This window comes from Pseudomonas sp. SH10-3B (genome assembly GCF_019891415.1).
Classification (GTDB): Bacteria; Pseudomonadota; Gammaproteobacteria; order Pseudomonadales; family Pseudomonadaceae; genus Aquipseudomonas.
In genome coordinates this window covers 1-26,866 of record NZ_JAFLXD010000039.1, presented here as the reverse complement: position 1 = coordinate 26,866, position 26,866 = coordinate 1, and the positions used below count along the sequence as shown (strand labels likewise).

Here is a 26,866-nt window from a genome sequence, read left to right as displayed (position 1 = left end):
AAGGAATGCCCCTTTGAAGCTGGAACTCAAGAACAGCTTGTCGGTGAAGTTGCTACGGGTTGTGCTCCTGTCGGCGTTGATCGTGGGCGTGGCGCTGAGCGTGGCGCAGATCGTTTTCGATGCCTACAAGACACGCCAGGCCGTGGCTGGCGATGCCCAGCGCATTCTGGACATGTTTCGCGACCCCTCGACCCAGGCCGTCTACAGCCTGGACCGTGAAATGGGCATGCAGGTGATCGAAGGGCTGTTTCAGGACGATGCGGTGCGCATGGCATCCATCGGGCATCCCAACGAAACCATGCTGGCGGAGAAAAGCCGCACCTTGCAGCAATCCCCCAGCCGCTGGCTGACCGACCTGATTCTTGGCCAGGAACGCACGTTTACCACCGCATTGGTCGGCAAAGGCCCCTACAGCGAGTATTACGGCGACCTGAGTATCACCCTCGACACCGCCACCTACGGTCAGGGATTTATCGTCAATTCGGTGATCATCTTCATTTCCGGCGTACTGCGCGCCCTCGCCATGGGCCTGGTGCTGTACCTGGTCTACCACTGGCTGCTGACCAAGCCGCTGTCACGGATTATCGAGCATCTGACCTCGATCAACCCGGACCGCCCCAGCGAACACAAGATCCCGCAGCTCAAGGGCCACGAGCGCAACGAACTGGGGTTGTGGATCAATACCGCCAACCAGTTGCTGGAGTCCATCGAGCGCAATACGCACCTGCGCCATGAGGCGGAATCCAGCCTGCTGCGCATGGCCCAATACGATTTCCTCACCGGCCTGCCAAACCGGCAGAAACTGCAGGAGCAACTGGACAAGATCCTCATCGACGCTGGCCGCCGCCAGCGCCGCGTAGCGGTGTTATGCGTAGGGCTGGATGACTTCAAAAGCGTCAACGAACAGTTCACCTACCAGGCCGGCGACAAATTGTTGCTGGCCCTGGCCGACCGCCTGCGCGCCCACAGCGGCCGCCTCGGCGCCCTCGCCCGCCTGGGTGGCGACCAATTCGCGCTGGTACAGGCCGATATCGACCAGCCCTACGAAGCGGCCGAACTGGCGCAAAGTATCCTCGACGACCTGGAGGCAGAGTTCGCCCTCGACCACGAGGAAATTCGCCTGCGCGCCACCATCGGCATCACCTTGTTTCCTGAAGACGGCGACAGCACCGAGAAGCTGCTGCAAAAAGCCGAACAGACTATGACCCTGGCCAAAAGCCGCTCACGCAACCGCTATCAGTTCTATATCGCCAGCGTCGACAGCGAAATGCGCCGCCGCCGTGAACTGGAAAAAGACCTGCGCGACGCCCTGGGCCGCAGCCAGTTTCACCTGGTCTATCAGCCGCAGATCAGCTATCGCGACCAACGCGTGGTGGGCGTGGAAGCCCTGATCCGCTGGCAGCACCCGGAACACGGCCTGGTGCCGCCGGACCTGTTTATCCCGCTGGCCGAACAGAACGGCACCATTATCCCGATTGGCGAGTGGGTACTGGACCAGGCCTGCCGACAACTGCGTGAATGGCATGACCAGGGCTTCACCGAACTGCGCATGGCGGTCAACCTGTCCACCGTACAGTTGCACCACACCGAGTTGCCACGGGTGGTCAACAACCTGATGCAGATCTACCGCCTGCCGCCGCGCAGCCTGGAACTGGAAGTCACCGAGACCGGCCTGATGGAAGACATCAGCACCGCCGCCCAACACCTGTTGAGCCTGCGCCGCTCCGGGGCGTTGATCGCCATCGATGACTTCGGCACCGGTTACTCATCCTTGAGTTATTTGAAAAGCCTGCCGCTGGATAAGATCAAGATCGACAAGAGCTTCGTCCAGGACCTGCTGGACGACGATGACGACGCCACCATCGTTCGCGCGATTATCCAACTGGGCAAAAGCCTGGGCATGCAGGTCATCGCAGAAGGCGTGGAAACCGCAGAGCAGGAGGCTTACATCATCTCCGAGGGCTGCCATGAAGGTCAGGGCTACTATTACAGCAAACCCTTGCCGGCGCGGGAGCTGGCGGCATTTTTGAAGCAGGCCGAGCGCAATAGCGCGGCGATTCTCTGATCGGGCAAAACGAAACTGAATATTTCCCGCGCATAACCCTTTACACAAAATGCAAATCTTTCGCATTATGTCGCAGTTTTGCGCGACCCCCGCGCGCCCATCAACAACCGAAGCAGGATGTTCGCCATGATTCGTATGCCCCTGGCCACCGCCAGTCTGCTGGCCATTGCCATTTCTCTCGCCGGTTGCGGCGAAGGTAAAGACAAGGCCGCAGCCAACCAGGCGCCGACCCCGGCTGCCAGCACTACCGCTCCAGCGGCTGCCACCCCTGCCGGCCAGGTCGACGAAGCCGCTGCCAAGGCCGTGGTCGCGCATTACGCAGACATGGTCTTCGCGGTCTACAGCGATGCCGAGTCCACGGCGAAAACCCTGCAAACCGCGATCGACGCGTTCCTCGCCAAGCCGAACGACGAAACCCTGAAAGCCGCACGCACCGCCTGGATTGCCGCTCGTGTGCCGTACCTGCAGAGCGAAGTGTTTCGCTTCGGCAACACCATCATTGACGACTGGGAAGGTCAGGTTAACGCCTGGCCCTTGGACGAAGGCCTGATCGACTACGTCGACAAATCCTACGAGCACGCCTTGGGTAACCCAGGCGCTAACGCCAACATCATCGCCAACACCGAAGTTCAGATCGGCGAAGACAAGGTCGACGTCAAGGACATCACCCCGGAAAAACTCGCCAGCCTCAATGAGCTGGGCGGTTCCGAAGCCAACGTCGCCACCGGCTACCACGCCATCGAATTCCTGCTCTGGGGCCAGGACCTGAACGGCACCGGCCCAGGCGCCGGCAACCGTCCTGCGTCGGACTACCTGACCGGCGACGGCGCAACCGGCGGCCACAACGAGCGCCGCCGTGCCTACCTGAGCGCCGTGACCCAACTGCTGGTCAGCGACCTGCAGGAAATGGTCGGCAACTGGAAACCCAACGTCGAAGACAACTACCGCGCCACCCTGGAGGCAGAACCTGCCACCGACGGCCTGCGCAAAATGTTGTTCGGCATGGGCAGCCTGTCCCTGGGCGAACTGGCCGGTGAGCGCATGAAGGTTTCCCTGGAAGCCAACTCGCCGGAAGACGAACAGGACTGCTTCAGTGACAACACCCACTACTCGCACTTCTACGACGCCAAGGGTATCCGCAACGTCTACCTGGGCGAGTACACCCGCGTCGACGGCACCAAAATGACCGGCGCCAGCCTGTCCTCCCTGGTGGCCAAGGCCGATCCGGCTGCCGATACCGCACTGAAAGCGGACCTGGCAGCGACCGAAGCGAAGATCCAGGTCATGGTTGATCACGCCGCGAAGGGTGAACACTACGACCAACTGATCGCGGCCGGTAACGAGGCGGGCAACCAGATTGTGCGTGACGCGATTGCCTCGCTGGTCAAGCAGACCGGTTCGATCGAAGCCGCTGCTGGCAAGCTGGGCATCAGCGACCTGAACCCGGATAACGCTGATCACGAGTTCTGATCCGTGCCGCGTTGAATGAGGCGACCTTCGGGTCGCCTTTTTTTTACCCCCCCTCCCACATTTGATTTGCGTCGCTTTCAAGGCCCGGTTTACATGCCCTGCACCCCAGGTAGAATGGCGCCTCTGCCCTATCCCGAGCGAACTTCATGGCGTTGCCGACTCTCCGCATCATCGGTTTCATCATCGGCATCTTCCTGATCACCCTCGCGATCGCCATGGTCGTGCCCATGGCCACGCTGGTGATTTTCGAACGCACCCGCGATCTGCCCTCATTCCTGTGGGCCAGCTTGATCACCTTTGTCGCCGGCCTGGCCCTGGTCATCCCCGGTCGCCCCGAGCATGTGCACCTGCGCCCGCGGGACATGTACCTGCTTACCGTAACGAGTTGGGTAGTGGTGTGCGTGTTCGCTGCGCTGCCGTTCTTGCTGACCCAGCACATCAGCTACACCGACTCGTTTTTCGAAAGCATGTCCGGCATCACCGCCACCGGATCCACGGTGCTGAGCGGGTTGGACAACATGTCGCCAGGCATTTTGATATGGCGCTCGCTGCTGCACTGGCTCGGCGGCATCGGCTTTATCGGCATGGCGGTGGCGATCCTGCCGCTGCTGCGCATTGGTGGCATGCGCCTGTTCCAGACCGAATCCTCGGACCGCTCGGAAAAAGTCATGCCCCGCTCGCACATGGTGGCGCGGCTGATCGTGGCGGCCTACGTCGGCATCACCATCCTCGGCAGCCTGGCCTTCTGGTGGGCCGGCATGGGCTTGTTCGATGCGATCAACCACGCGATGTCGGCGATTTCCACCGGCGGATTCTCCACCTCCGACGAGTCCCTGGCGCACTGGAAACAACCGGCAGTGCACTGGGTTGCAGTGGTGGTGATGATCCTCGGCAGCTTGCCGTTCACCCTGTATGTGGCCACGCTGCGTGGCAACCGCCGGGCGCTGATCAAAGACCAGCAGGTGCAGGGTCTGCTCGGATTGCTGGTCGTGACCTGGCTGGTGCTCGGCACCTGGTACTGGTGGACCACCAACCTGCACTGGCTGGATGCGTTGCGCCATGTAGCGTTGAACGTCACCTCGGTGGTGACGACGACTGGTTTTGCACTCGGGGACTACAGCCTGTGGGGCAATTTCTCACTGATGCTGTTCTTCTACCTGGGCTTTATCGGTGGCTGTTCGGGCTCCACGGCGGGCGGTATCAAGATCTTCCGCTTCCAGGTCGCCTATATCCTGCTCAAGGCCAACTTGAACCAACTGATTCACCCGCGTGCGGTGATCAAGCAGAAGTACAACGGCCATCGTCTCGACGAAGAGATTGTGCGGTCGATCCTGACCTTTTCGTTTTTCTTCGCTATCACCATCTGCGCTATTGCACTGGCGCTGTCACTGCTGGGCCTGGACTGGATGACCGCACTTACCGGCGCCGCCAGTACCGTGTCGGGTGTCGGCCCGGGGCTTGGGGAAACCATCGGTCCGGCCGGCAACTTCGCCAGCCTGCCGGATGCAGCCAAGTGGATCCTGTCGCTGGGCATGCTGCTGGGCCGACTGGAAATCATCACAGTCTTTGTTCTGTGCATTCCTGCGTTCTGGCGTCACTGACCGTCGACGCTTCCTGCAGCCGCGCCCGGTACTCGCCGGGCGTGGCATCGAACCAGCGGCGAAACGCGCGAAAGAAGTTGCTCGGGTCGGCAAAGCCCAGCAGGTAGGCAATTTCCAGCAGGGTCATGCTCGGCTGCGCCAGGTACTGTTCGGCCAATTCGCGGCGGGTGTCGTCGAGCAGAGTCTGGAAACTGGTGCCCTCTTCCTGCAAGCGCCGCTGCAACGTGCGCTGTGACAGGTGCAGGGTCTGGGCCACCACTTCGCGCTTGGGTTCGCCCTGGGGCAGCAACCGGCACAGCACCTGCCGGGCCTTGTGGGTCACGCGGCTTTCCGAGAAGCGCGCCAGGTACTCACCGGCAAATCGATCGTGCAACAGCGCCATGGCTTCGTTGGCCGTGGGCAGCGGCGCGTCCATGTCGGCGCGCTCGAAGATCAGCGCGTCATACGCCGCATTGAACTCCAGCGGGGCATGGAACGCCTGTTTGTAAGGGGCCAGGTCCGCCGGTTGCTCGCCTTGCAACAGCACTTTGCGCGGTTGCAGGGTGCGTCCGGTCAACCAGCCGCACAGCGCCAACGCACTGGCCAGGGAGGCTTCGGCGCTTTGTCGGGTCGGCGGAAGATGATCGCCATGCACCGTCAGAATCAGCGCATAACCTTCGGCTAATAGTCGAAAACTCAAGTCGGCGCTTTCAGCGATGATCCGTTGGTAACGCACCAGGCGCATAAAACCTTCGGCCAGGGTGTTACTGGACATCAGCGCATACCCAGCCACATGAAACGACGCCGGGCGCACCACCTTGCCCATGTTCAGGCCAATCGCCGGGTTGCCCGACAGCTCGACCGCACGCGTCCACAGGCGGGTCATAGCGTCTTGGGGGAACCGTGCATCGGGGTCACTCAGCGCGGAGTAGTCCAGGCCCAGTTGCTTGAACAAGGCGCGGCAATCCAGGCCGTCCATTTCCAGTGCCTTGACTATCCCCATCGCCCAGCTTGCAGAAGTTGTTCGTTCGCTCATGGCGTCTTCTTAATAAAGCAGGCTTAAAACGGCAGCCAGGAAAGCCAAGGATACTAAAGTGGCATCTATTGTCACTGGCTGTTACCACTGATCACTCTAGACTCAAATAAGCTCCCCGCCGAACATCTGTTGGGCGGCACAACAATCAAAGGGCCGGCCGCAGTGGAAAACCTCAAGCGATTCAATAGCTTTGCCGAGTTTTACCCCTATTACCTGACTGAACACGGCAACAGCACCTGCCGACGCCTGCACTTTATCGGTACCACCATGGTGATCGGCATTCTGGCCTATGCCATCGGCAGGGGTTCCCTGGGGCTGTTGCTGGCCGTGCCGATTGCCGGTTACAGCTTTGCCTGGATCGGCCACTTCTTCTTCGAAAAAAACCGTCCGGCGACCTTTCAGCACCCGTTCTATAGCCTGCTGGGGGATTTTGTGATGTACCGCGACATGATCCTGGGCAAGGTGCCCTTCTGAACGGTGTGACCTCTTGTCACTTGCGTAAAAACGATAAAAGGTTCGTACACCCGGCCATATAAAAGTCTTTTTGTCATTTACAGTGCTGTATCCTGCCAAGGCTTTTTGAGAGCGCGGAATCACCTGCGATTGAAAAAACAGACTTTGCAAGGAGCGACGACGATGCACGAGATACCTAATCTCCCCTTCCCAAGCCTGCACGAAACTGAGCAGCCAACACCGCAGCAGGCCAGCGCACAGCAGCCTGAGGCCAAAGAAGCAAAACCAGTCGACAGCAAGAGCCAGGACTGACGCCGTACCAGACCGTGTGGAAAGCGTACCTTTGAACGCTTTCCACACTGCCTGAATCACCCCGAGGTACCCGCCATGACAGACACCCTCCCGGACACCGCTGTACTCGACACCGCCCTGCAGATGGTCGAAGTGTGGAACCGCCTCAGCGCGGACAAACAAGCCTTGCTGCTCAAGCGCTTCGGCACCCAGGAAAACGCCCTGGCCGCCCTGGTCACCACCCAGTTACTCGCTCCCCTTCAAGCCTGACGTCTTTTTGATCTGACGTTTTTGCGTTTTACCGCCCTGCGCAAGCCCAAGCCCCGGTATCATTAGCAGCCTATCTTTACCTGCTGCGACAGTGGACCTCTCCCATGCCAGATACTCAGCGCCCCCTGGCGGTAACGCTGCAAGTTGTTTCCATCGTGTTGTTCACCTTTATCGGCTACCTGAATATCGGCATTCCCCTGGCCGTGTTGCCGGGCTATGTCCACAGCGAACTGGGCTACGGTGCGGTGATCGCCGGGCTGGTGATCAGCGTGCAATACCTGGCCACGCTGTTGAGCCGTCCTTATGCCGGCAAAATCATCGATAACCTGGGCAGCAAGCGGGCGGTATTGATCGGCCTGGTGGGCTGCGGCTTGAGCGGCGTGTTCATGTTGCTGGCCGCGTGGTTTTCAAGCGTGCCGGCCGTCAGTCTGGCAAGCCTGCTTATCGGGCGACTGGTGTTGGGCAGTGCGGAAAGCCTCGTGGGCTCAGGCGCCATCGGCTGGGGCATCGGTCGGGTGGGCGCGGCCAATACCGCCAAGGTCATTTCGTGGAACGGCATCGCCAGTTACGGCGCGCTGGCCATCGGCGCACCGTTGGGGGTGCTGCTGGTGAGGAATTTCGGGCTGTGGAGCATGGGTGTGAGCATTATCCTGCTGGCGGTAGTCGGCGTGTTGCTGGCCTGGAACAAAGTGGCCGCGCCGATTGTGGCCGGTGTGCGCCTGCCGTTCATGAATGTACTGGGCCGGGTGCTGCCCCACGGATGCGCGCTGGCCCTGGGCTCCATCGGCTTTGGCACCATCGCCACCTTTATCACCCTGTATTACACCACCCAACACTGGGATAACGCGGTGTGGGCCTTGAGCCTGTTCGGCGCCAGCTTTATCGGTGCGCGCCTGCTGTTTGGCAACTTGATCAACCGCATCGGCGGCTTTCGCGTGGCGATTGCCTGCCTGTCGGTGGAGATCCTCGGCCTTCTGCTGTTGTGGCTGGCGCCGGATGCCAACCTGGCCCTGGCCGGCGCGGCGTTGAGCGGTTTCGGCTTCTCCCTGGTGTTTCCGGCGCTGGGGGTGGAGGCGGTCAACCTGGTGCCCGCGTCCAGTCGAGGTTCGGCGGTCGGGGCTTACTCGCTGTTTATCGACTTATCGCTGGGCATTACCGGGCCACTGGCGGGGGCCGTGGCGGCAGGCTTCGGCTTTGCGTCGATCTTCCTGTTCGCCGCCCTCGCCGCGCTTGGCGGGTTGCTGCTGAGTGTGTACCTGTACCGGCAAGCGCCCCGGGCCCGCGCAGCGCGCGACGCCTAGAAGTCGACTTTGCCACGCCCGGCCTTGATGCTGCCGCGCTTGGTCTTGGATTCCAGACGGCGCTTTTTCGAACCCAGGGTGGGTTTGGTCGGGCGGCGTTTCTTCTCGACCTTGGTGGCGCTGAGGATCAACTCCACCAAGCGCTCCAGCGCATCAGCGCGGTTTTGTTCCTGGGTCCGATACTGCTGGGCCTTGAGCACCAGCACGCCTTCGCTGGTGATGCGGCTGTCCCGCAGCGCCAGCAGCCGCTCCTTATAGAACTCCGGCAACGACGACGCCGGAATATCAAACCGCAGGTGCACCGCGCTCGACACCTTATTGACGTTCTGCCCACCGGCGCCCTGGGCGCGGATCGCGGTCAGCTCGATCTCGGCATCGGGCAGGTGCACGTTGTTGGAAATTACCAGCATTGGGACGGATCCGTGGTTCAGAGTCGCCAGCATACTCGAACGCAACCCGCTCCTCGCTGCAAACCACTACCCATAGGGCCTGCGATCAAATTACTCGCCCATCCGCCGTGACCCTCGCTCGATTGCCGCCCTGCAGGTCATGGCGAAATTTCTCATAATGGGTTTTCACCGGCGGCTGCGTATTCAGGGCATCCATAACGTGTGAATTGGAAACAGTGAAGTCATTGGCCCTGATCGGCGCGCTGAAAGGCTCGCGATAAAGTGACGCGCCCCATTGCACCGCAAGGCCATGGTTGGCCGCTCCCAGGTTGACCTCAATCATCGAGTGGTGGTTGTCATCCACCAGGTAACCGGTGGCCATCCAGCGCACTAATTCCTTCATTTCCCGCTGCCCCCTCAGCGCAGTCTGTTCACTCGACTCACCCGCCTTGGGCTGGCCAAGCCCCAGTTCATTGACCAGTCCATTGCCCAGTAACCGGGCGGCCGTCATAAAGCGGTCGGTGGTCCCAGACGGTCCTGCTACCACCGGCTTTTGTTGCAAGGCAGCATCTTTGGCGAAGCCGGTGTTTTGTTTGACTTGCCAGACCGCAAAGCCATTACCCCGGGGAATCACGGTTTGCTCAAGCGGCAGGGCCGCCCGGCTTTTAATCGGCCCTTGGTAGCCGAATTGGCCGTCATCCCGATCAAAGCGGTTGCGCGGGTTAAGGCGTGCAAAATCAAGTTCACGCGAACTCAGGCGCTGATCGGCTTTCAGGTCAGCAGCCGACACCCAGACGTTGTTTGCCAGCGGCGCTGCTTCACGGAAGTCGCTCTGCACTTTGGTCAGGCTGGCGCCGGCTTTTGCCGGATTGCTCACTACAGGTCGACCGCCTAGCTCCTTGGTGGATTCGTACAAGTGCGCATTCTGCGAGGCATCCTGAGTGTTTTCATTACTGAAGGTATAAAGCATCAGTTGCTCGGGTAACGGACGCTCTTCGGTGCTGCCGCGGGCAGGTCCGAAACGCTTGGACTCCAGATACGGAACATCAACAATTTCTGCGACATGTTTTTTCAATTCGCTGGAGCCGTGAATGCGCTCCAAAGTCTCGCGAAAATACGCGGAGTTACTCAAATTGAAGAATGCGGTGCCCTTTTCTCTCAGTGTCAGGGGTTCGTCACCGCCACGGTGCGCGCGCGGTCCACCTTGGCGTGCTTCATCCAGGATCCGGTTTAACCCACCCGCCCCCAACTGGCCGATCACGCCGAAGTTAGGAACATCGGACGAGTAACTGCTGAACATTTTGGCGGTGGCCTTCAGCTCGCTTCCTTCAACCAACGTGAACAGCCGAGTCAAGCTGACAAGTAAGGCGTCAATCGTTTTATGAGCGGCAGGGCTTTCACTGGCGAGCCGACCCAAGTTGGCTTCTATCTGAACGTTACTGCTCTGAAAGGCGGCGGGGTGAGCCAGTGGCAGCCTCGACGTCTGTAGCGCAGGGTAATGCACTCCGATCATGATGACCCCTCATTGAAAACAGTTGAATTCTCAACGTTGAGTGAATCCCCGCTAAACAATCGTTCCTATCATCTTTTTCTGATTCGCAATGATGGGCGCCAAACACGCAAGACCAGACATCCTGCTACCACAAACCTGAAAGCCTTCAGGCAACGGACAAGCCCAACTCTGACAACAACATCGACGCCTGGGCTTTGGAAATCACGGCGCCTTTGAAAAGTTTGGCATCATTGAGGCGAAACCCGCTCAAATCCGCACCGCGCAGATCCGCCCCAGCGAAATTGGCACCGTTGATGCGGGCGTGGGCGAGGCTGCAATCGGCAGGCGATCTTGTCGGAGCAGATCTGCGAACCATTCCTGGAAAAACAAACCCGACTCAAGGTCGGGTTTGTTTTTCCAGGTAGGCTATCTCACTCGGCGACTGAAGCCACCGCGCCCAACTGCTCACCCGCTCTGCGCTTGTTCTTGATCCAGTAACACACCGCCATAAACGCCACCCACACCGGGATCGCGTACACCGATACCTGAATCCCCGGAATCATCAGCATGATCACCAGGATAAACACCACGAACGCCAGGCACACGTAGTTGCCGTATGGATACCACAGCGCCTTGAACAACGGCACCTGGCCGGTGCGGTTCATGTGCTGGCGGAACTTGAGGTGGGAAAAGCTGATCATCGCCCAGTTGATCACCAACGTGGCCACGACCAGGGACATCAGCAGTTCCAGCGCATGTTGCGGGATGAAGTAGTTCATCAGCACTGCTACCAGCGTGACCGCCGCCGAGGCGAGGATCGAACGCACTGGCACGCCGCGCTTGTCGATCTTGGCCAGCGCCTTGGGCGCATCACCCTGCTCGGCCATGCCCAGCAGCATGCGGCTGTTGCAGTAGGTGCCGCTGTTGTACACCGACAACGCGGCCGTCAACACTACGAAGTTGAGGATATGTGCAGCGGTGTTGCTGCCCAGCATCGAAAACACCTGCACGAACGGGCTGCCGCTGTAGGCATCGCCGGAGGCGTTAAGGGTGGCCAGCAAGCTGTCCCATGGCGTCAGCGACAACAGCACGACCAGGGCGCCGATGTAGAAGATCAGGATGCGGTAGATCACCTGGTTGATCGCCTTGGGGATCACGGTGCGCGGCTGATCGGCTTCGGCGGCGGTGAAACCGAGCATTTCCAGGCCACCGAAGGAGAACATGATGATCGCCATGGCCATCACCAAGCCGCCTACGCCGTGGGGGAAGAAGCCGCCGTGTTCCCACAGGTTGCTCACCGAGGCTTGCGGACCGCCGCTTCCGCTGACCAGCAGGTAGCTGCCCAGGGCGATCATGCCGACGATGGCCACCACCTTGATGATGGCGAACCAGAATTCGGCCTCACCGAAGACTTTGACGTTGGCCAGGTTGATCAGGTTGATCAGCACGAAGAATGCCGCCGCCGAGACCCAGGTCGGGATCTCCGGCCACCAGTAGTGCACGTATTTGCCAACGGCGGTCAGCTCGGACATGCCCACCAGGATGTACAGGATCCAGCAGTTCCAGCCCGACAGGAAGCCGGCGAAACCGCCCCAGTACTTGTGGGCAAAGTGGCTGAAGGATCCGGCGACCGGCTCTTCGACGATCATTTCGCCGAGCTGGCGCATGATCATGAAGGCAATGAAGCCGCAGATGGCATAACCCAGGATCATCGACGGGCCGGCGGATTTGAGCACACCGGCCGAGCCGAGGAACAGGCCGGTACCGATAGCGCCACCGAGGGCAATCAACTGGATATGCCGATTTTTCAGGCCACGTTTCAGCTCGCCTGAAGAGGAATGGGGTCCACTCATGAAAAGGTCTCACGCAAGGTTTGAGAAGATTGATTGCAGGTTGCTGCCTTGAATTACCGACTCAAGCAGCGCCGCTCAAACCCCAGCGCAGGCACCAGGAGTACAGCGTCTTTCTAGCGGTCATGCGTCACCTGTTTGTTTTTATCTGTGACGAAATCGAACCCGTCCGGCTCGTGGCCAGGCGGAATGATCAGGGCGGGTAAACCCTGAGGTCTTGGCCTTTTGCGTGGTTACGCAAGGGGGTCACAGTAAAACGCGGCGCATTGTACACCGCTCGACCGCATGAAGCCGCACTCGAACGGTGCGTGCGACGATCTGTCAGGTATTCCTTACAGCCTGGGTTAAAGCAGTAATGCCAGGGATCATGCGTAAACTAATCGTTACAGAGCGGAAATCAGGCGTTACAGCTGTGATCTGAAGAAGAATTGACGGTAAGAAAACTCCGACGCACTGGCGACGCCAGCGCCCTGTATTTCCTCAGGAAAAAATACGCCTGGAAAAACAGAACAAAAAATCCAAATGAGACGGTGTCAATAAATATTTTGCATTAAACAGCCGTGTCTCCTAGGTTCATTCCACTTGCGCAGCGAAGCTCGCTGGCAAGCCGTTCTCAAACAACGTCCTCTAGGAGATACACCATGCAAGCACTGGAAAACGACCTGGAAACCGAACTGCAACTCGACGATTGGTTTGAAGCGCCGACCCACGAGGCCGCCGTTGAAATGATGCAAGCCGATGCCGTTGTGCCCTTTGGCACGGCAATGTGGCCATTCTGATACCCGGCACGTATTCGGCAGGTGCTGTGCACGGCACCTGCCTCCTTACCCAAGGCACAGAAGGACATACGTCATGGACAAGGCCCGCGCCGTAGAACACTTTCTCTACTACCTCGCCCACCACCCGGCCCTCCAAGGCCTGAGCTGCCCCACCGTACTGCTGGGCCACACCGAGCGCTACGACGCCATCGCCCAGGCCATCACCCAAAGCAGCGCCGCCCGTTTCAACTTCCAGGTGCAGCGCCTCGACCTGGCCGACAGCGACCATCTGGCTTTGGCCATCGATGCCTGCGACCTGTACCTGTTTCTCTACGATTCCTCCACCCTGCCCAACCCGCGCGCCGAAGGCCCGGACTTTATCCGTGCCCTGCAAGGCGTGATGGCCGAACACTGGAAGAAATCCCTGCTGTTCAAGGATTACGGCGACTATTTCTACGACACCTTCAGCGTCGAGCCGCAGCGCATCGCCGACCTCAACGCCACCCTGATCCGGCGCATGTCCCAGGCCACGGTGCTGAGCTTTACCGACAAACACGGCTCACGCCTTCAGGCGCCCATGAGCAGCATCAAGAAGTGGACCAATATCAACGGTATCGGCAACCACGACCTGGCCCCCGGCGAAATCGCCACCCACAGCGAAGCCATCAATGGCCAGGTGCGGTTTGTCGGCACCTTTCTCAGCACCATCCCCTTCGCGCGCAAATACGGCGTGCTGCAGTCACCGCTGGAACTGTGGATCGAGAACTCGACCATCTGCAGCGTGGCCAGTGACGTGCCGGGGCTGGCGGAGGACTTCAACAAATACCTGAATGCCAATCCGTCCAACCGTCGCGTGGAAGAACTGGGGATTGGTACCAATGAGGGGGTGAAAGACCTGTATGCGCGTAATGCCGGGTTCGAGGAGCGCCATTGCGGCTTGCACCTGGGCTTGGGTGGCGGGCAGAAAGGCAGTCATCATCTGGACCTGATCTTTGCCAGCGGGGTGTTGGCGTTGGATGACAAACCGGTGTTTGACGGCACCTTTGCGTTCTGAACACCGAACTTGAAAGCAATGGGGATCCGAATGTGCAGTTTGCTCGCGATAACGGTGCCTCTATAAGCCGAGAATCCCCCTATCGCGAGCCGGCACTTTTTCGATGCCAAGCAGGTTGAAGAATGTTACGTGAGCGCATCACAGACGGGTGGCACCGGCGTGCAGGTGGTTATCGAGGTAAATAGACCGTAGGTATAGTCCAGCGCTTCAGAGCTGATCACTTGATCAACGGTCCAAGTACCCGGCCAAGGCGCGGGATCGCCCGGCGCGTGGAAAACCAGCGTGGCTTCACGATCCAACCCTGGTGCGCCGCTTACCGGATAGTAAGCCTCAGAGCTTGGATGCTGGCGCTTCCAGCGTTCCCACAACAGATCAATGTAACAGTGGTGCAGGAAAAACACCGGATCGTTGGGCGAGGTGGGCAGCGACATGTTACCGCCCACCCAACGGTGCACAGGATCATGCAGCATGCCTTCGCAATAATTGACCCAACTGTTCGGCCCTGGCCCATAAGGTGTCTTGGACAGCGCGCTTAGCACTTGCTCGGAGTTCGGCAGGTGCGCGCCGGGTTCTGTGCCCAGCTCGCGGCGCAAGCCCGCATCGCCCAACTCCATGTCCCATAGACGAACTTCGAAGCCACCTCCCCGTGAGGCAAATGGACCAGACGTAATACGCTGGTCTTGGGCACTGTCGCCATTGCCGCCCAAAAAGCCAGGAGTGAATGGATTACTCGGGCCCTCCAACGACCAGTCCCAAAACGGCAGGGTGAGAGAGGGGTCGCTGACGGCGCGTTGCAAATCCTGCTCGAACTGGCGCAGGAATACACGGTGCCAGGGGAAAAACAACGGTGAGCGGTGCGGCATCGGCATGAAAGCGCCCGGACCGCCCATGGCGCTGCGGTGAATCTGTACGTAATCGTCATAGCGCTTTTGACGGCCGGGACGCAGGACACTCTCGACGTCGTTTTTCAGCAGTAGGATAGCCTGGATAAGAACGTCTTTCTGGATGCGGGTCATGTGGCGATGATTGATACGAATATCCATGGAAATAGTCTCGTGGCAAAAGTGAGTACGAGGCCCAATCTAGTGCCCTCGCCACCAAAGCCGGTGGTAACTGTTTAGCCTGGGCGGCACAACAGTCACTCGGCGAATGAAGGTCCAACTGGGCACTCAGACGTAAATCCAACTCAAAAAAAAACGCCAACTTCGAGAGTTGGCGTTTTTTTATGCAGTGCTTAAAACATCACTGCGGCTTCTTACGACCAAAACCAGGACGCTGACCCGAACCGGCCGGTGCGCCACGGCGCTTGCCCGACGGCTCGTCCGCCACCAGTTTCAGGCCTGGGCGCTTTTTCGGCGCTGGCTTGGCTGGGCGCTTGGTGTTGGCGCTGTCGGCTGGGCGATCGGATGCCGGAGCACCGCGACCGGCTTCACCGCGATTACCGCGACCACCGCTTGGCGCGTCGCCACGACCGGCTGGGCGTGGGGTGCGTGGAGCACGCTCGCCTTCCTGACGCGAGGGCGCGGTTGGGCGACGCTCGCCTTCGATATGCGGTTGACGCGAGATACGCCCGCCAGTAGCCGGTGCATCCAGCGCCGGGCGCAGGGTGCGGGCAACGCGTTCGGTGCGGGCCACAGGGCGCGACGATTTACGCTGCATGCGATCGAGCTTGTCTTTGCTCTTGGCGTTCATCTGCGGCATGGCGACCGGCGTCAGGCCGACTTCGGCGCTGAGGATGTCGACTTCGTACTGGCTCATTTCGCGCCAGCGGCCCATCGGCAGGTCGGAGTTGAGGAACACCGGGCCAAAACGCACGCGCTTCAGGCGGCTGACCACCAGGCCCTGGGATTCCCACAGGCGACGTACTTCACGGTTACGCCCTTCCATCACCACGCAGTGGTACCAGTGGTTGAAACCTTCACCGCCCGGTGCTTGCTTGATGTCGGTGAACTTGGCCGGGCCGTCTTCCAGCACGACACCGGCCTTGAGGCGTTCGATCATCTCGTCATCGACTTCACCACGTACACGCACGGCGTATTCGCGGTCCATCTCGTAGGACGGGTGCATCAGGCGGTTGGCCAGTTCACCGTCGGTGGTGAACATCAGCAAGCCGGTGGTGTTGATGTCGAGACGACCGATGTTGATCCAGCGGCCTTCTTTGGGCTTGGGCATCTTGTCGAACACGGTCGGACGGCCTTCCGGGTCGTCACGGGTGCAGATCTCGCCATCGGGCTTGTTGTACATGATCACGCGGCGCACCGATTCGGCGGCCTCTTCACGCTTGATGACCTTGCCATCAATGGTGATTGCATCGTGCAGGTCGACGCGCTGGCCAAGGGTGGCCTCGACGCCGTTGACCTTGATGCGCTTCTGGGTGATCCAGGCTTCGACGTCGCGGCGCGAGCCCACGCCGATACGCGCCAGCACCTTTTGCAGCTTTTCGCCTGCAGGGCCGATTTCCTGGCTGTCGTTCTGGTCTTTGTCGTTCATCTTAAGCACCTCCCGGTGGGTCGATTCAGGCGTGGCCTGAAGAGTGTTGAAAGCGGGGCTTTGGCCGAATAGGTCGGCAAAGGGTCGCGAATCATACGCGCATGGCGCGCGTTGCGCATCAGAGACTAGTCGATAAGCGCCAGGTCATGGTTTTTTCCGCCGACCGGTGGTACCCAGCGCACCGCCCCTCCCACATTGGACTGCATCAGTCTTCGAACTGGCGGCGTTCGGCCTCGATGGCTTCGGCCAGGGCCCGGGCTTCGTCTTCCTCGTCGCTCAGGGGCGGTTGTTCGAGGGCGGCGACGGCGGCCAGGAGTTTTTCGCGGGCTTCGGCCACGCCGAGGATATCTTCCTCAGGTTCAGGTTCAGGTTCGACCTCCACGCTCACCTGGGCTTCCGGCTCGGCTGCACCATCGCGCAGCAAGTCGTCAAAGTCGGTCTTGATGCCCTGCTCCATGTCGTCCAGTTCCAGCAACAACGTGTGGAAACTGGTTTCGTCCTTCGGCTCCTCCGGCTCGGCCGTGGCGTCGGCCAGTTCCTGCAAGCTCGCCGGGACCGGGGCGTCGTCGAAGTCGAGGACCGGCTCGGCCTCCATCTCGCGCAATTCGGCCAGGGGCGGCAGGTCGTCGAGGTTTTTCAGGTTGAAATGGTCGAGGAACACCTTGGTGGTGGCGAACATTGCCGGTTTGCCGGGCACGTCGCGGTAACCGACGATGCGGATCCACTCGCGCTCCAGCAGCGTCTTGACGATATGGCTGTTGACCGCCACGCCCCGCACGTCCTCGATTTCGCCGCGAGTGATGGGCTGTCGATAGGCAATCAGCGCCATGGTTTCCAGCATTGCCCGCGAATAGCGCTGCGGGCGCTCTTCCCAGAGGCGGCCGACCCACGGGGAAAACTTCTCACGGATCTGCAGGCGATAACCCGACGCGACCTCGCGCAGTTCAAAGGCACGGCCGTCGCAGGATTTGCGCAGAATTTCCAGCGCCTTCTTGAACACCGGCGGTTCAGGGCGTTCGGCTTCTTCAAACAGTTCGAACAGACGCTCAAGGGATTGCGGTTTACCCGAGGCCAGGAGAAAAGCCTCCAGCAACGGGGCCAGTTCGCGGGGTTCAGTCAGATTCATCGATTCAGCTCTTTATTCGGCTCGCGCCCGCACGTGGATAGCCGCAAAAGGCTCATTCTGGACCAGCTCGACCAAGGACTCCTTGACCAGTTCGAGGACCGCCATAAAGGTCACCACCACCCCCAGGCGCCCCTCTTCTGCCGTGAACAGCTCGACAAACGGCACAAATCCGCCACCCTTGAGGCGTTCGAGTACATCGCTCATGCGCTCGCGGGTGGACAGGGCCTCGCGGCTGACCTGGTGGTGTTCGAACATATCGCCCCGGCGCAGCACCTCGGCCATGGACATCAGCAACTCTTCCAGGCTCACGTCCGGCAGCAGCTTGCGCGCGCGGGCCTCGGGAGCGTCGAGCTTGGGTACCACCACGTCGCGGCCCACGCGGCTCAGGCCGTCGATGCCTTCGGCGGCGGCCTTAAAGCGTTCGTACTCTTGCAGGCGGCGGATCAGTTCGGCGCGCGGATCGTCCTCTTCGGCCTCGACCGTCTCCGCGCGCGGCAACAGCATGCGCGACTTGATCTCGGCGAGCATGGCAGCCATCACCAGGTACTCGGCAGCCAGTTCCAGGCGTACCGACTGCATCAACTCGACATAGCCCATGTACTGGCGGGTGATTTCCGCCACCGGGATGTCGAGGATGTTGATGTTCTGTTTGCGGATCAGGTACAGCAGCAAGTCCAACGGCCCCTCGAAAGCCTCAAGGAAGACTTCCAGGGCGTCCGGCGGAATGTACAGGTCCAGCGGCATTTCCAGCACCGCCTGGCCGTAGACCATGGCAAACGGCAGCTCCTGCTGGGCGCCCGCCTGGCTGTCGACGGTTTCCACAGCTGACATTCAGGCCTCGGCCATAAAGGGCGCAGGATCGCCGCAACCGACACGGATCACTTCAGGTTCGCCGTCGGCCAGGTTGATCACGGTGGAGGCCTTGTTGCCGCCGAAACCGCCGTCGATGATCAGGTCGACCTGCTTTTCCAGCAATTGGCGCATTTCGTAGGGGTCTTCCAGGGGCTCGGTGTCGCCAGGCATGATCAACGACACACTCATCAACGGCTCACCCAGCTCGGCGAGCAATGCCAGGGCGATGGGATGCTCCGGCACGCGCAGGCCGATGGTGCGTTTTTTCGGGTGCAGCAACAGGCGCGGCACTTCGCGCGTGGCGTTGAGGATAAAGGTGTAGGGCCCGGGTGTATGGGCCTTGAGCAGGCGGAAGGTGCCGGTGTCGACCTTGGCAAACAGGCCCAACTGGGACAAGTCGCTGCAGATCAGCGCGAAGTTGTGCTTGTCATCCAGCTGGCGCAGGCGCCTGACACGCTCGACGGCGCCCTTGTCGCCGATCTGGCAACCGATGGCGTAGGACGAATCGGTTGGGTAGATCACCACGCCGCCGGCGCGAATGATCTCTACGGCCTGCTTAATCAAGCGCGCCTGGGGGTTTTCCGGATGAATCTGGAAGAATTGACTCACGGGTTCTACCTGTTCAGACGGTGGCAATAATGGGGTCATGCTTGAATCTCCCCCACAACAGCGGCAAATCTTCCGGGACCGCGCGGTACTCGCCGATCTCGGACCAGCCGCCTGGGCCATGAAAGTCACTGCCGGCGCTGACCAGCAGACCAAATTCGCGGGCAAGGATCGACAGGCTGCCCACCTGTTCGGCGGGTTGAAAGCCGTTGACCACTTCAATCGCGTGACCGCCCGCTCCAATATAGTCGCCAATCAGCTTGCGACGCTTGCTGCGGGTGAAATCGTAATGCCAGGGATGCGCCAGGCTGACCCAGGCCCCGGAGGCCCGCAGGGTCTCGACGGTGTCTTCAAGGGTCGGCCAATGTTGCTTCACATCCCCCAACTTGCCGGCGCCCAGCCATTTGCGAAAGGCTTCGGCGCGGTCTTTGACAAACCCTTCTCGCACCATCCAGTCGGCAAAGTGCGGACGCGCCGGCGCGTTGCCGCTGTCACCCAGTTCCTGCTGGATGGCGCGGGCGCCGTCGAGGGCGTTGGGCATGCCTTTGAGGCTGAGCTTTCGGCTTATTTCTTCGGACCGCAGCCAGCGGCCATCGTGCAATTGCGCGATAGCCTCCACCAATGGCGGCGCTTTTTGATCGAAACCGTAGCCGAGCACATGAATGGTGGCGCCGCCCCAGGTGCAGGACAATTCCACCCCGTTGACCAGTTGCATGCCCAGGGCATGGGCGGTCGTACGGGCTTCGTCGAGGCCTTCGAGGGTGTCGTGGTCGGTCAACGAGAGGACTCGCACGCCTTTTTCAAACGCACGCGCAACCAGTACCGCAGGCGCCAGGGCGCCATCGGAGGCCGTGCTGTGGCAGTGCAAATCAACATTCACGGGGGTGTGTAACCTCAAGTCAGCTGGCGCTATCGCAACCAAGGATGTTTGTTATTATGCCGCCACATCCAGCTTCTGGCTCTTACTGTGAAACAATTCATCGACTTCATCCCGCTGTTGCTGTTTTTCATCGTTTACAAACTCGACCCCAGGGTCATCGACCTGGCCGGCCATGAGCTGACCTTCGGCGGCATCTACAGCGCCACGGCGGTGCTCATCATCAGCTCTGTCGTGGTCTACGGCGCCATCTTCATTTCCCAGCGCAAACTGGAAAAAAGCCAGTGGCTGACCCTCGTCGCCTGCCTGGTCTTCGGCAGCCTGACCCTGGCCTTCCACAGCGAAACCTTCCTTAAATGGAAAGCACCGGTGGTGAACTGGTTGTTCGCCCTGGCGTTTATCGGCAGCCACTTCATCGGTGATCGCCTGCTGATCAAGCGGATCATGGGCCATGCGCTGACCCTGCCGGAACCGGTATGGACACGCCTGAACGTGGCCTGGATCGTGTTTTTCATCTTCTGCGGCGCCGCCAACCTGTTCGTGGCGTTTACCTTCCAGGACTACTGGGTCGACTTCAAAGTGTTCGGCAGCCTGGGCATGACTGTGCTGTTCCTGGTCGCCCAGGGCATCTACCTGTCGCGCCACCTGCATGACACCGAGCCTACTACGCCGAAAACCGAGGACTGACATGCTCTACGCCATCATTGCCACCGATGTTGCCAACTCGTTGGAAAAACGCCTGTCCGTACGCCCGGCTCACGTCGAGCGCCTCAAGGTGCTGCAAGCCGAAGGCCGCATCGTGCTGGCCGGCCCGCACCCGGCCGTGGACAGCAACGACCCGGGCGACGCCGGTTTTACCGGTAGCCTGATCGTCGCCGAGTTTGCGTCACTGGCCGATGCCCAGGCCTGGGCCAAGGCTGATCCCTATGTCGCAGCCGGTGTCTACGCCGACGTGGTGATCAAACCCTTCAAGCAAGTCCTGCCTTGATCCTGGTTGCGCCGAACCTATTGAGGCCGGCGCACTCCTAATTGCTCATTATTCTCGGTAACCTGCCGACAACGTTCTGAATATTCGTGTGGAATCAGGAGTTCCGATGCGCTTACGTCAGTTGTGTCTGTTGGCAGTGTTAATGATCGGGGCTACGGCCCACGCTGAAGAAACCTCGAACACCGGCAGTTCCACGCCCCTGTCCTTGAGTGTCGGCGCCCAGATCACCGAGTTGCAGCAACGTTTGAAAGAAAGCGAACGGCAGCGTCAAGAACTGAGCAAGCAACTGCAGAGCGCGGATGCTGCCCGCGAAAGCGCTCAATTGAGCCGCCTTCGCCAAGAGAACCAACGCCTGGCCCAGCAACTCAAAGATGCACAGGGCGGCGCCTTGACCCGATGGCTGACCGAGCAACAACAATGGTTCGTCACCGGTGGGGCCGTCGCACTGATCGCCTTGCTGTGCGGGATCTTCGCCAGCGGTGGGCACCGTCGCCGTCGACAATGGCTAAATTGAGTGAGTCATGAGCGAGCTGTTACTGATAGATGATGACCAGGAGCTCTGCGAGCTGCTGACCAGTTGGCTGAGCCAGGAAGGCTTCCAGGTGCGCGCCTGCCACGATGGCTTGAGCGCGCGCAAGGCCTTGGCCGACAGCGCCCCGGCGGCGGTAGTGCTCGACGTGATGCTGCCCGACGGCAGCGGCCTGGAGCTGCTCAAGCAATTGCGCAACGACCACCCGGAGCTGCCGGTGCTGATGCTCTCGGCGCGAGGCGAACCCCTGGACCGCATCCTCGGCCTGGAACTGGGCGCCGACGACTACCTGGCCAAACCCTGCGACCCTCGCGAACTCACCGCGCGCCTGCGCGCAGTATTGCGCCGCAGCCACCCGGCCGCCGTGTCCAGCCAACTGGAACTGGGCGACCTGTGCTTCAGCCCAGTGCGCGGCGTGGTCAGCATCGACGAACAGGAATTCACCCTCACTGTCTCCGAAAGCCGCCTGCTGGAAGCGTTATTGCGCCAGCCCGGCGAGCCACTGGACAAGCAGGAACTGGCGCAGATCGCCCTGGGCCGCAAGCTGACCCTTTACGATCGCAGCCTGGACATGCACGTCAGCAACCTGCGCAAGAAGATCGGCCCGCACCCGGATGGCCGGCCACGGATCGTGGCGTTGCGCAGCCGCGGCTACTACTACAGCCTCTAGCCCCCCTCGCTCCTACAGGGTTTTGTCAGTTCGCGACAAAACCCTCTTTACCCAAGCTTTACCCACACCTGACCGCCGCTGACCTTGATCTCCGTAATCTACTCACATCCGGACTCACCGGAATAGAGACAGGAGAATCACCATGCGCAAGACCCTTATCGCTTTGATGTTCGCCGCTGCCCTGCCGACCGTTGCCATGGCCGCAATGCCTGAAGGCCCAGGCCCGATGGGCGGCCCTGAAGGCCACATGATGGGTGGCCCGGGCCACGGCGGTGAACACGGTCCGCGTGGCAAAGGCGGCCCCTTCAGCCAACTGGACCTGAGCCGCGAACAGCGCGAGCAGATCGGCAAGCTGATGGGCGACCAATGGCACGCTCGCAAAGACCTGGTCAAAAAGTACCTGGACAAACTCCCGGCCGCCGACCAGAAAGCCATGCAGGATGAAATCGCCGCCGGCAAGCAGAAAACCCAGGCCGACATCCGTGCCGTGCTCAAGCCTGACCAGCAGAAGAAGTTCGACGAGATCGTCAAGAAGCAAGAACAGCGTCGTGCCGAATGGAAGGAATTCCAAGCCTGGAAAGCGCAGCAGCCGCAAAAAGCGCAATAATGTCCCCGCGTTAACACTCCCAGCCCAGTGGCCCCCGCCACTGGGCTTTTCCTGTTTGAGGGTTTCCTGTGCGTTCATTGTTCTGGCGCATCCTGGCCAGTTTCTGGCTGGCCATCGCCTTGGTTGCCGGGTTGTCGATCCTGCTTGGGCACATGCTTAACCAGGATGCCTGGATTCTCAGCCGTCACCCCGGCCTCAATAACCTGGCGCAAGAGTGGACCCAGCTCTACGAAGCCCAGGGCGAGGACGCCGCCCAAGAGCTGCTGCAACAGCGCAAGCGCCAGTACCACATCGACGTGCAAGTGCTGAACGAAAGCGGCGAGCCGGTGGTACGCGGCACCTTCCCGCGCCGCGCCGCCGCCTTCGAAGCCCGGCAGAACGACAGCAAGGAAGGCCATCTGCCCTGGCGGCGCCTGACCGCCGAGTACACCAGCGAGAAGACCGGCGACACCTACCTGTTGATCTACCGCATCCCGCACCCGGAACTGGACGAATGGCATCGCAGCAGCCTGGCATGGCCGTTGAGCGCGCTGGTGATTGCACTGGTGGTGCTGACCTTGTTCAGCCTGTTCGTCACCCTGTCCATCACCCGCCCACTAAGCCGCCTGCGCGGCGCCGTGCATGACCTCGGCCAGGCCACCTACCAACAGAACAGCCTGGCGCAACTGGCCAACCGCCGCGATGAATTCGGCGTACTCGCCACCGACTTCAACCGCATGGGCGCACGCCTGCAAAGCCTGATCGGCAGCCAGCGCCAGTTGCTGCGCGATGTGTCCCATGAACTGCGCTCGCCCCTCGCCCGCCTGCGCATCGCCCTGGCCCTGGCCGAACGCGCCAGCGCCGAAGAACGGGAAAAACTCTGGCCCCGCCTGACCCGCGAATGCGACCGCCTGGAAGCCCTGATCAGCGAAATTCTGGTCCTGGCCCGCGTCGACGCCGACAATGCCAGCGCCGAAGACGTCGACCTCATCCCACTGCTCAAAACCCTGCAAAAGGATGCCCAGCTCAGCGCGCCGGACCAGGTGGTGCAACTGAGCAGCGACCCGGACCTGCAACTGAAGGGCTGGCCGACCATGATCGAACGAGCGGTGGATAACCTGCTGCGCAATGCCCAGCGCTTCAACCCGCCGGGGCAACCGATCGATTTGCACGCCCAGCGCCACGGCGACCGCATCCTGATCAGCGTGCGCGACCATGGCCCGGGTGTGGACGCCGAACACCTGAGTCAACTCGGCGAGCCGTTCTACCGCGCTCCCGGCCAGACGGCCCAAGGGCACGGCTTGGGCCTGGCAATTGCCCGACGCGCAGCCGAACGCCACGGTGGCAGCCTGATCCTGGCCAATCACCCCGACGGTGGTTTTATCGCCAGCATCGACTTGCCGTTGACGCCCGGGGTTGTCACACCGGTGTGATGATCTTCTATAGTGGCCCTTCTCTTACGGAGGGCCTTTGATGACTGACCTGCTGACCCCCATCCAAGCCGCACTCGACCTACCCCACACCCCGCTGACCTTCACCGAGGCCGGCGCCCTGCCCTCAACCTACGCCGTCACCGAACTGGCCAGTGCCAGCATCGGCGCCGCCGGGCAGGCCGTCGCCCAACTGATCCAACAACAGACCGGGCGCTTACCCAGCGTGAGTGTGGACCGACGCCTCGCCTCTTTCTGGTTCTCTTCCTCGATCCGCCCGCTGGGCTGGCAAGTGCCGCCCCTGTGGGACCCGGTGGCCGGCGACTACGCCAGCGCCGATGGCTGGATTCGCCTGCACACCAACGCGCCCCATCACCGTGCCGCCGCCGAACGGGTGCTGGGCAAGGTCGCCGACCGCGCCGAGATGGCCAGCAAGGTCGCGGCGTGGAACGCCGCAGAACTGGAACAGGCGATTGTCGACCACGGTGGCTGCGCGGCGCAGATGCGTACATGGCAGGCCTGGCAGCAACATCCGCAAGGGTTGGCGGTGAACGCCGAGGCGCTGGTCCAACGCCAGACCTTCGAAACCACCACCGATAAACCCTGGCGCGGCTCGGTGGCACGCCCGCTGGCCGGCCTCAAGGTGCTGGACCTGACCCGCGTATTGGCCGGCCCGGTGGCCAGTCGTTTTCTGGCTGGTCTCGGCGCGGATGTAATGCGCATCGACTCACCCACCTGGAACGAACCCGGCGTAGTCCCGGAAATGACCCTGGGCAAACGCTGCGCGCGGCTGGACCTTAAGCAAGCCGAAGACCGCCAGGTTTTTGAAGGCCTGCTCAAAGCGGCCGACATTCTATTCCACGGGTATCGCGCCGATGCCTTGGAGCAACTGGGCTACACCGCCGACAACCTGCAAGCCCTCGCCCCCGGCCTGATCGACGTCAGCCTCAACGCCTACGGCTGGAGCGGCCCGTGGCGTAACCGCCGGGGCTTCGACAGCCTGGTGCAGATGAGCAGCGGGATCGCCGCGGCAGGCATGGCCTGGAAGCAGGCAGACAAACCCGTGCCGCTGCCGGTGCAGGCGCTGGACCATGCCACTGGGTATTTGATGGCGGCCAGCGCGATTCGGGCATTGAGCGAACGGTTCACATCGGGTCGTGGCGGTTCGGCGCGGTTGTCGTTGGCGCGTACGGCGAGGCTACTGGTGGACGCCGGACAAGTGCCCGAGCAGCCGGCGTTGCGAGAGGAAGAACCAGAGGATCAAGGCCTGGTCGTCGAACAGACCGCCTGGGGCCAGGCCCACCGGCTGCTGCCCCCGCTGACCATCGGCGGAACGCCATTGCAATGGGATTTGCCGGCTGGAGAGTTGGGCTCGCACAGGCCGCAATGGTGACTTGACTGCCGCTATCGGGAGCAAGCCCCCTCCCACACTTTGATGAGTGAACATATTCAAAATGTGGGAGGGCGCTTGCTCCCGATGAGGCCAGTACCTTCACCCCATCACAACGACAATACCCCGCTGTACAACCCATACGCCGCCAGCCCTGCACCGGCGATCACACAGCTGAAAATGCCTTTCTCAACGTGGGTAAACAAAGGCTGGCCCTGTTCGCGCTTGGCGAGGGCGAACAGGATCACGCCCGGCGCATACAACAGCGCCGACAGCAGCAGGTATTTCAGCCCCCCGGCGTAGAGCAACCATACGGCGTAGCCCAGGGCGATCAACCCCACCAGCAGGTCCTTGATGCGATGGCGGTGGGCACCTTCATAGGTTTCACCCCGCCCGCTCAACAGCACCGCATACGCCGCCGACCACAGGTACGGCACCAGAATCATCGACGACGCCAGGTAAATCAGGGTGGTGTAGGTGCTGTGGGAAAACAGCGTGATCACCAGGAAGACCTGGATCATCACATTGGTCAGCCACAAGGCGTTCACCGGCACCTGGTTGGCATTTTCCTTCTTCAGGAAGGCCGGCATGGTCTTGTCATGGGCGGTGGCGTAGAGGATTTCGGCACAGAGCAGCGCCCAGGACAGCAAGGCGCCCAGCAATGAAACCGCCAGGCCGATACTGATCAGCAACGCCCCCCAGGGCCCGACGATATGCTCGAGCACACCGGCCAGGGACGGGTTTTGCAGTTGGGCCAGCTCCGGCTGGCTCATGATCCCCAGGGACAACAGGTTGACCAACACCAACAACGCCAGCACGCCAAGAAAGCCGATCACGGTGGCCCGCCCCACGTCCGCGCGCTTCTCGGCCCGCGCCGAATACACACTGGCACCCTCAATGCCGATAAACACAAACACCGTGACCAGCATCATATTGCGCACCTGGTCCACCACACTGCCGAATTGCGGCTTGCCCAGGCCCCAGATGTCAGCCGTGAAGATATCGGCCTTGAACGCCACGGCGGCGATGACCACGAACATCAGCAGCGGCACCAGCTTGGCCACGGTGGTGATCTGGTTGATGAACGCGGCTTCCTTGATTCCGCGCATCACCAGGAAGTGCACGGCCCATAGCAGCAACGATGCGCAGCCGATGGCGACGGGCGTGTTGCCTTGGCCGAACACCGGGAAAAAATAGCCCAGGGTGCTGAACAGCAGCACGAAATAACCGACGTTGCCCATCCACGCGCTGATCCAGTAGCCCCAGGCAGACGAAAAGCCCATGTAGTCGCCGAAACCGGCCTTGGCGTAGGC

Annotated in this window: 27 protein-coding genes; 15 read left to right on the top strand and 12 right to left on the bottom strand. The window is 61.0% G+C overall.

Going from position 1 to position 26,866, the window contains the following annotated elements:
- Positions 1-13 precede the first annotated feature (13 nt).
- From J1G35_RS23680 to J1G35_RS23670, 3 genes are all read left to right on the top strand, one after another.
- Positions 14-2,065, top strand: coding sequence for a bifunctional diguanylate cyclase/phosphodiesterase (locus J1G35_RS23680; RefSeq protein ID WP_223016162.1), 2,052 nt, complete (start codon positions 14-16; stop codon positions 2,063-2,065).
- Between the two features lie 126 nt (positions 2,066-2,191).
- The gene (locus tag J1G35_RS23675; protein WP_223016161.1) at positions 2,192-3,535 is read left to right on the top strand and encodes an imelysin family protein; all 1,344 of its coding nucleotides are present in this window, start codon (positions 2,192-2,194) and stop codon (positions 3,533-3,535) included.
- Positions 3,536-3,681: 146 nt separating this feature from the next.
- Complete coding sequence (locus J1G35_RS23670) at positions 3,682-5,136, top strand: TrkH family potassium uptake protein (RefSeq protein ID WP_053139914.1); 1,455 nt, start codon at positions 3,682-3,684, stop codon at positions 5,134-5,136.
- Here J1G35_RS23670 and J1G35_RS23665 read toward each other — a convergent pair.
- Positions 5,093-6,151, bottom strand: a complete 1,059-nt coding sequence (locus J1G35_RS23665) for an AraC family transcriptional regulator (protein ID WP_053139912.1) — start codon at positions 6,149-6,151, stop codon at positions 5,093-5,095. The two genes, J1G35_RS23670 and J1G35_RS23665, sit on opposite strands and share 44 nt — an antisense overlap.
- Before the next feature lie 162 nt (positions 6,152-6,313).
- Here J1G35_RS23665 and J1G35_RS23660 point away from each other — a divergent pair, with 162 nt between their 5' ends.
- The 3 genes from J1G35_RS23660 (at position 6,314) to J1G35_RS23650 (ending at position 8,466) form a co-directional block, all read left to right on the top strand.
- A complete protein-coding gene (locus tag J1G35_RS23660) occupies positions 6,314-6,625 on the top strand; it encodes a DUF962 domain-containing protein (RefSeq protein WP_223016160.1) in 312 nt (103 codons plus the stop codon).
- A 366-nt stretch (positions 6,626-6,991) separates the two neighbouring features.
- Positions 6,992-7,165 carry a hypothetical protein gene (locus tag J1G35_RS23655; protein WP_172681534.1) on the top strand — a complete coding sequence of 58 codons (174 nt, stop codon included), beginning with the start codon at positions 6,992-6,994 and terminating at the stop codon, positions 7,163-7,165.
- A 104-nt stretch (positions 7,166-7,269) separates the two neighbouring features.
- On the top strand, positions 7,270-8,466 hold the full coding sequence (locus J1G35_RS23650; protein ID WP_053139910.1) for an MFS transporter: 1,197 nt from the start codon (positions 7,270-7,272) through the stop codon (positions 8,464-8,466).
- Here the strand turns inward: J1G35_RS23650 and arfB are convergent.
- From arfB to J1G35_RS23630, 4 genes are all read right to left on the bottom strand, one after another.
- A complete protein-coding gene (arfB, locus tag J1G35_RS23645; RefSeq protein ID WP_016975416.1) occupies positions 8,463-8,876 on the bottom strand; it encodes an alternative ribosome rescue aminoacyl-tRNA hydrolase ArfB in 414 nt (137 codons plus the stop codon). The genes J1G35_RS23650 and arfB overlap by 4 nt on opposite strands.
- Before the next feature lie 85 nt (positions 8,877-8,961).
- On the bottom strand, positions 8,962-10,368 hold the full coding sequence (locus J1G35_RS23640; RefSeq protein WP_223016159.1) for a hypothetical protein: 1,407 nt from the start codon (positions 10,366-10,368) through the stop codon (positions 8,962-8,964).
- A gap of 145 nt (positions 10,369-10,513) precedes the next feature.
- Positions 10,514-10,723, bottom strand: coding sequence for a pentapeptide repeat-containing protein (locus J1G35_RS23635; RefSeq protein WP_262417390.1), 210 nt, complete (start codon positions 10,721-10,723; stop codon positions 10,514-10,516).
- 55 nt (positions 10,724-10,778) lie between these two features.
- The gene (locus J1G35_RS23630) at positions 10,779-12,200 is read right to left on the bottom strand and encodes an amino acid permease (RefSeq protein WP_223016158.1); all 1,422 of its coding nucleotides are present in this window, start codon (positions 12,198-12,200) and stop codon (positions 10,779-10,781) included.
- Between the two features lie 638 nt (positions 12,201-12,838).
- Between J1G35_RS23630 and J1G35_RS23625 the strand changes: the two genes are divergently transcribed.
- Together J1G35_RS23625 and J1G35_RS23620 are read left to right on the top strand one after the other, a co-directional pair.
- Positions 12,839-12,976, top strand: coding sequence for a hypothetical protein (locus tag J1G35_RS23625; RefSeq protein WP_003175756.1), 138 nt, complete (start codon positions 12,839-12,841; stop codon positions 12,974-12,976).
- Between the two features lie 73 nt (positions 12,977-13,049).
- Positions 13,050-14,009 (top strand): leucyl aminopeptidase, encoded by a 960-nt coding sequence (locus tag J1G35_RS23620; protein ID WP_223016157.1) that lies wholly within the window; start codon positions 13,050-13,052, stop codon positions 14,007-14,009.
- Positions 14,010-14,134: 125 nt separating this feature from the next.
- Here the strand turns inward: J1G35_RS23620 and J1G35_RS23615 are convergent, their stop codons facing one another.
- The 6 genes from J1G35_RS23615 to J1G35_RS23590 all read right to left on the bottom strand — a co-directional run bounded on the left by J1G35_RS23615 (position 14,135) and on the right by J1G35_RS23590 (position 19,963).
- Positions 14,135-15,052, bottom strand: coding sequence for a tyrosinase family protein (locus J1G35_RS23615; protein ID WP_223016156.1), 918 nt, complete (start codon positions 15,050-15,052; stop codon positions 14,135-14,137).
- Positions 15,053-15,251: 199 nt separating this feature from the next.
- Positions 15,252-16,499, bottom strand: a complete 1,248-nt coding sequence (gene rluB / locus J1G35_RS23610; protein ID WP_053135949.1) for a 23S rRNA pseudouridine(2605) synthase RluB — start codon at positions 16,497-16,499, stop codon at positions 15,252-15,254.
- Between the two features lie 205 nt (positions 16,500-16,704).
- Positions 16,705-17,625: an SMC-Scp complex subunit ScpB gene (gene scpB, locus J1G35_RS23605; RefSeq protein ID WP_223016155.1), complete on the bottom strand. Its 921-nt coding sequence runs from the start codon at positions 17,623-17,625 to the stop codon at positions 16,705-16,707.
- A 12-nt stretch (positions 17,626-17,637) separates the two neighbouring features.
- Positions 17,638-18,336, bottom strand: coding sequence for a ScpA family protein (locus J1G35_RS23600; RefSeq protein WP_169898658.1), 699 nt, complete (start codon positions 18,334-18,336; stop codon positions 17,638-17,640).
- A gap of 120 nt (positions 18,337-18,456) precedes the next feature.
- Positions 18,457-19,086 (bottom strand): L-threonylcarbamoyladenylate synthase, encoded by a 630-nt coding sequence (locus J1G35_RS23595; protein ID WP_027605571.1) that lies wholly within the window; start codon positions 19,084-19,086, stop codon positions 18,457-18,459.
- 13 nt (positions 19,087-19,099) lie between these two features.
- Positions 19,100-19,963 (bottom strand): PHP domain-containing protein, encoded by an 864-nt coding sequence (locus J1G35_RS23590; protein ID WP_027605570.1) that lies wholly within the window; start codon positions 19,961-19,963, stop codon positions 19,100-19,102.
- Positions 19,964-20,050: 87 nt separating this feature from the next.
- Here J1G35_RS23590 and J1G35_RS23585 point away from each other — a divergent pair, with 87 nt between their 5' ends.
- From J1G35_RS23585 to J1G35_RS23555, 7 genes are all read left to right on the top strand, one after another.
- On the top strand, positions 20,051-20,647 hold the full coding sequence (locus J1G35_RS23585) for a septation protein A (RefSeq protein WP_053135941.1): 597 nt from the start codon (positions 20,051-20,053) through the stop codon (positions 20,645-20,647).
- 1 nt (position 20,648) lies between these two features.
- Entirely contained in the window at positions 20,649-20,948 is a 300-nt protein-coding gene (locus tag J1G35_RS23580) for a YciI family protein (RefSeq protein WP_027605568.1), read from the top strand.
- 106 nt (positions 20,949-21,054) lie between these two features.
- Positions 21,055-21,462: a translation initiation factor 2 gene (locus J1G35_RS23575; protein WP_053135938.1), complete on the top strand. Its 408-nt coding sequence runs from the start codon at positions 21,055-21,057 to the stop codon at positions 21,460-21,462.
- Positions 21,463-21,469: 7 nt separating this feature from the next.
- A complete protein-coding gene (locus J1G35_RS23570) occupies positions 21,470-22,147 on the top strand; it encodes a response regulator transcription factor (RefSeq protein WP_049711772.1) in 678 nt (225 codons plus the stop codon).
- 142 nt (positions 22,148-22,289) lie between these two features.
- The gene (locus tag J1G35_RS23565; protein ID WP_053135934.1) at positions 22,290-22,754 is read left to right on the top strand and encodes an LTXXQ domain protein; all 465 of its coding nucleotides are present in this window, start codon (positions 22,290-22,292) and stop codon (positions 22,752-22,754) included.
- Between the two features lie 68 nt (positions 22,755-22,822).
- A complete protein-coding gene (locus tag J1G35_RS23560) occupies positions 22,823-24,166 on the top strand; it encodes a HAMP domain-containing sensor histidine kinase (RefSeq protein ID WP_223016154.1) in 1,344 nt (447 codons plus the stop codon).
- A 40-nt stretch (positions 24,167-24,206) separates the two neighbouring features.
- The gene (locus J1G35_RS23555; RefSeq protein ID WP_223016153.1) at positions 24,207-25,556 is read left to right on the top strand and encodes a CoA transferase; all 1,350 of its coding nucleotides are present in this window, start codon (positions 24,207-24,209) and stop codon (positions 25,554-25,556) included.
- 107 nt (positions 25,557-25,663) lie between these two features.
- Here J1G35_RS23555 and arcD read toward each other — a convergent pair.
- The coding region (arcD, locus tag J1G35_RS23550; RefSeq protein ID WP_223016152.1) for an arginine-ornithine antiporter at positions 25,664-26,866 on the bottom strand (1,203 nt) is incomplete at its 5' end.

Bases quoted from the DNA above. Each gene is read 5' to 3' on its own strand.
- J1G35_RS23675 (WP_223016161.1), top strand. From the start codon at position 2,192: ATGATTCGTATGCCCCTGGCCACCGCCAGTCTGCTGGCCATTGCCATT.
- J1G35_RS23670 (WP_053139914.1), top strand. From the start codon at position 3,682: ATGGCGTTGCCGACTCTCCGCATCATCGGTTTCATCATCGGCATCTTC.
- J1G35_RS23665 (WP_053139912.1), bottom strand. From the start codon at position 6,151: ATGAGCGAACGAACAACTTCTGCAAGCTGGGCGATGGGGATAGTCAAG.
- J1G35_RS23655 (WP_172681534.1), top strand. From the start codon at position 6,992: ATGACAGACACCCTCCCGGACACCGCTGTACTCGACACCGCCCTGCAG.
- J1G35_RS23650 (WP_053139910.1), top strand. From the start codon at position 7,270: ATGCCAGATACTCAGCGCCCCCTGGCGGTAACGCTGCAAGTTGTTTCC.
- arfB (WP_016975416.1), bottom strand. From the start codon at position 8,876: ATGCTGGTAATTTCCAACAACGTGCACCTGCCCGATGCCGAGATCGAG.
- J1G35_RS23640 (WP_223016159.1), bottom strand. From the start codon at position 10,368: ATGATCGGAGTGCATTACCCTGCGCTACAGACGTCGAGGCTGCCACTG.
- J1G35_RS23635 (WP_262417390.1), bottom strand. From the start codon at position 10,723: ATGGTTCGCAGATCTGCTCCGACAAGATCGCCTGCCGATTGCAGCCTC.
- J1G35_RS23630 (WP_223016158.1), bottom strand. From the start codon at position 12,200: ATGAGTGGACCCCATTCCTCTTCAGGCGAGCTGAAACGTGGCCTGAAA.
- J1G35_RS23625 (WP_003175756.1), top strand. From the start codon at position 12,839: ATGCAAGCACTGGAAAACGACCTGGAAACCGAACTGCAACTCGACGAT.
- J1G35_RS23620 (WP_223016157.1), top strand. From the start codon at position 13,050: ATGGACAAGGCCCGCGCCGTAGAACACTTTCTCTACTACCTCGCCCAC.
- J1G35_RS23615 (WP_223016156.1), bottom strand. From the start codon at position 15,052: ATGGATATTCGTATCAATCATCGCCACATGACCCGCATCCAGAAAGAC.
- rluB (WP_053135949.1), bottom strand. From the start codon at position 16,499: ATGAACGACAAAGACCAGAACGACAGCCAGGAAATCGGCCCTGCAGGC.
- scpB (WP_223016155.1), bottom strand. From the start codon at position 17,625: ATGAATCTGACTGAACCCCGCGAACTGGCCCCGTTGCTGGAGGCTTTT.
- J1G35_RS23580 (WP_027605568.1), top strand. From the start codon at position 20,649: ATGCTCTACGCCATCATTGCCACCGATGTTGCCAACTCGTTGGAAAAA.
- J1G35_RS23575 (WP_053135938.1), top strand. From the start codon at position 21,055: ATGCGCTTACGTCAGTTGTGTCTGTTGGCAGTGTTAATGATCGGGGCT.
- J1G35_RS23570 (WP_049711772.1), top strand. From the start codon at position 21,470: ATGAGCGAGCTGTTACTGATAGATGATGACCAGGAGCTCTGCGAGCTG.
- J1G35_RS23565 (WP_053135934.1), top strand. From the start codon at position 22,290: ATGCGCAAGACCCTTATCGCTTTGATGTTCGCCGCTGCCCTGCCGACC.
- J1G35_RS23555 (WP_223016153.1), top strand. From the start codon at position 24,207: ATGACTGACCTGCTGACCCCCATCCAAGCCGCACTCGACCTACCCCAC.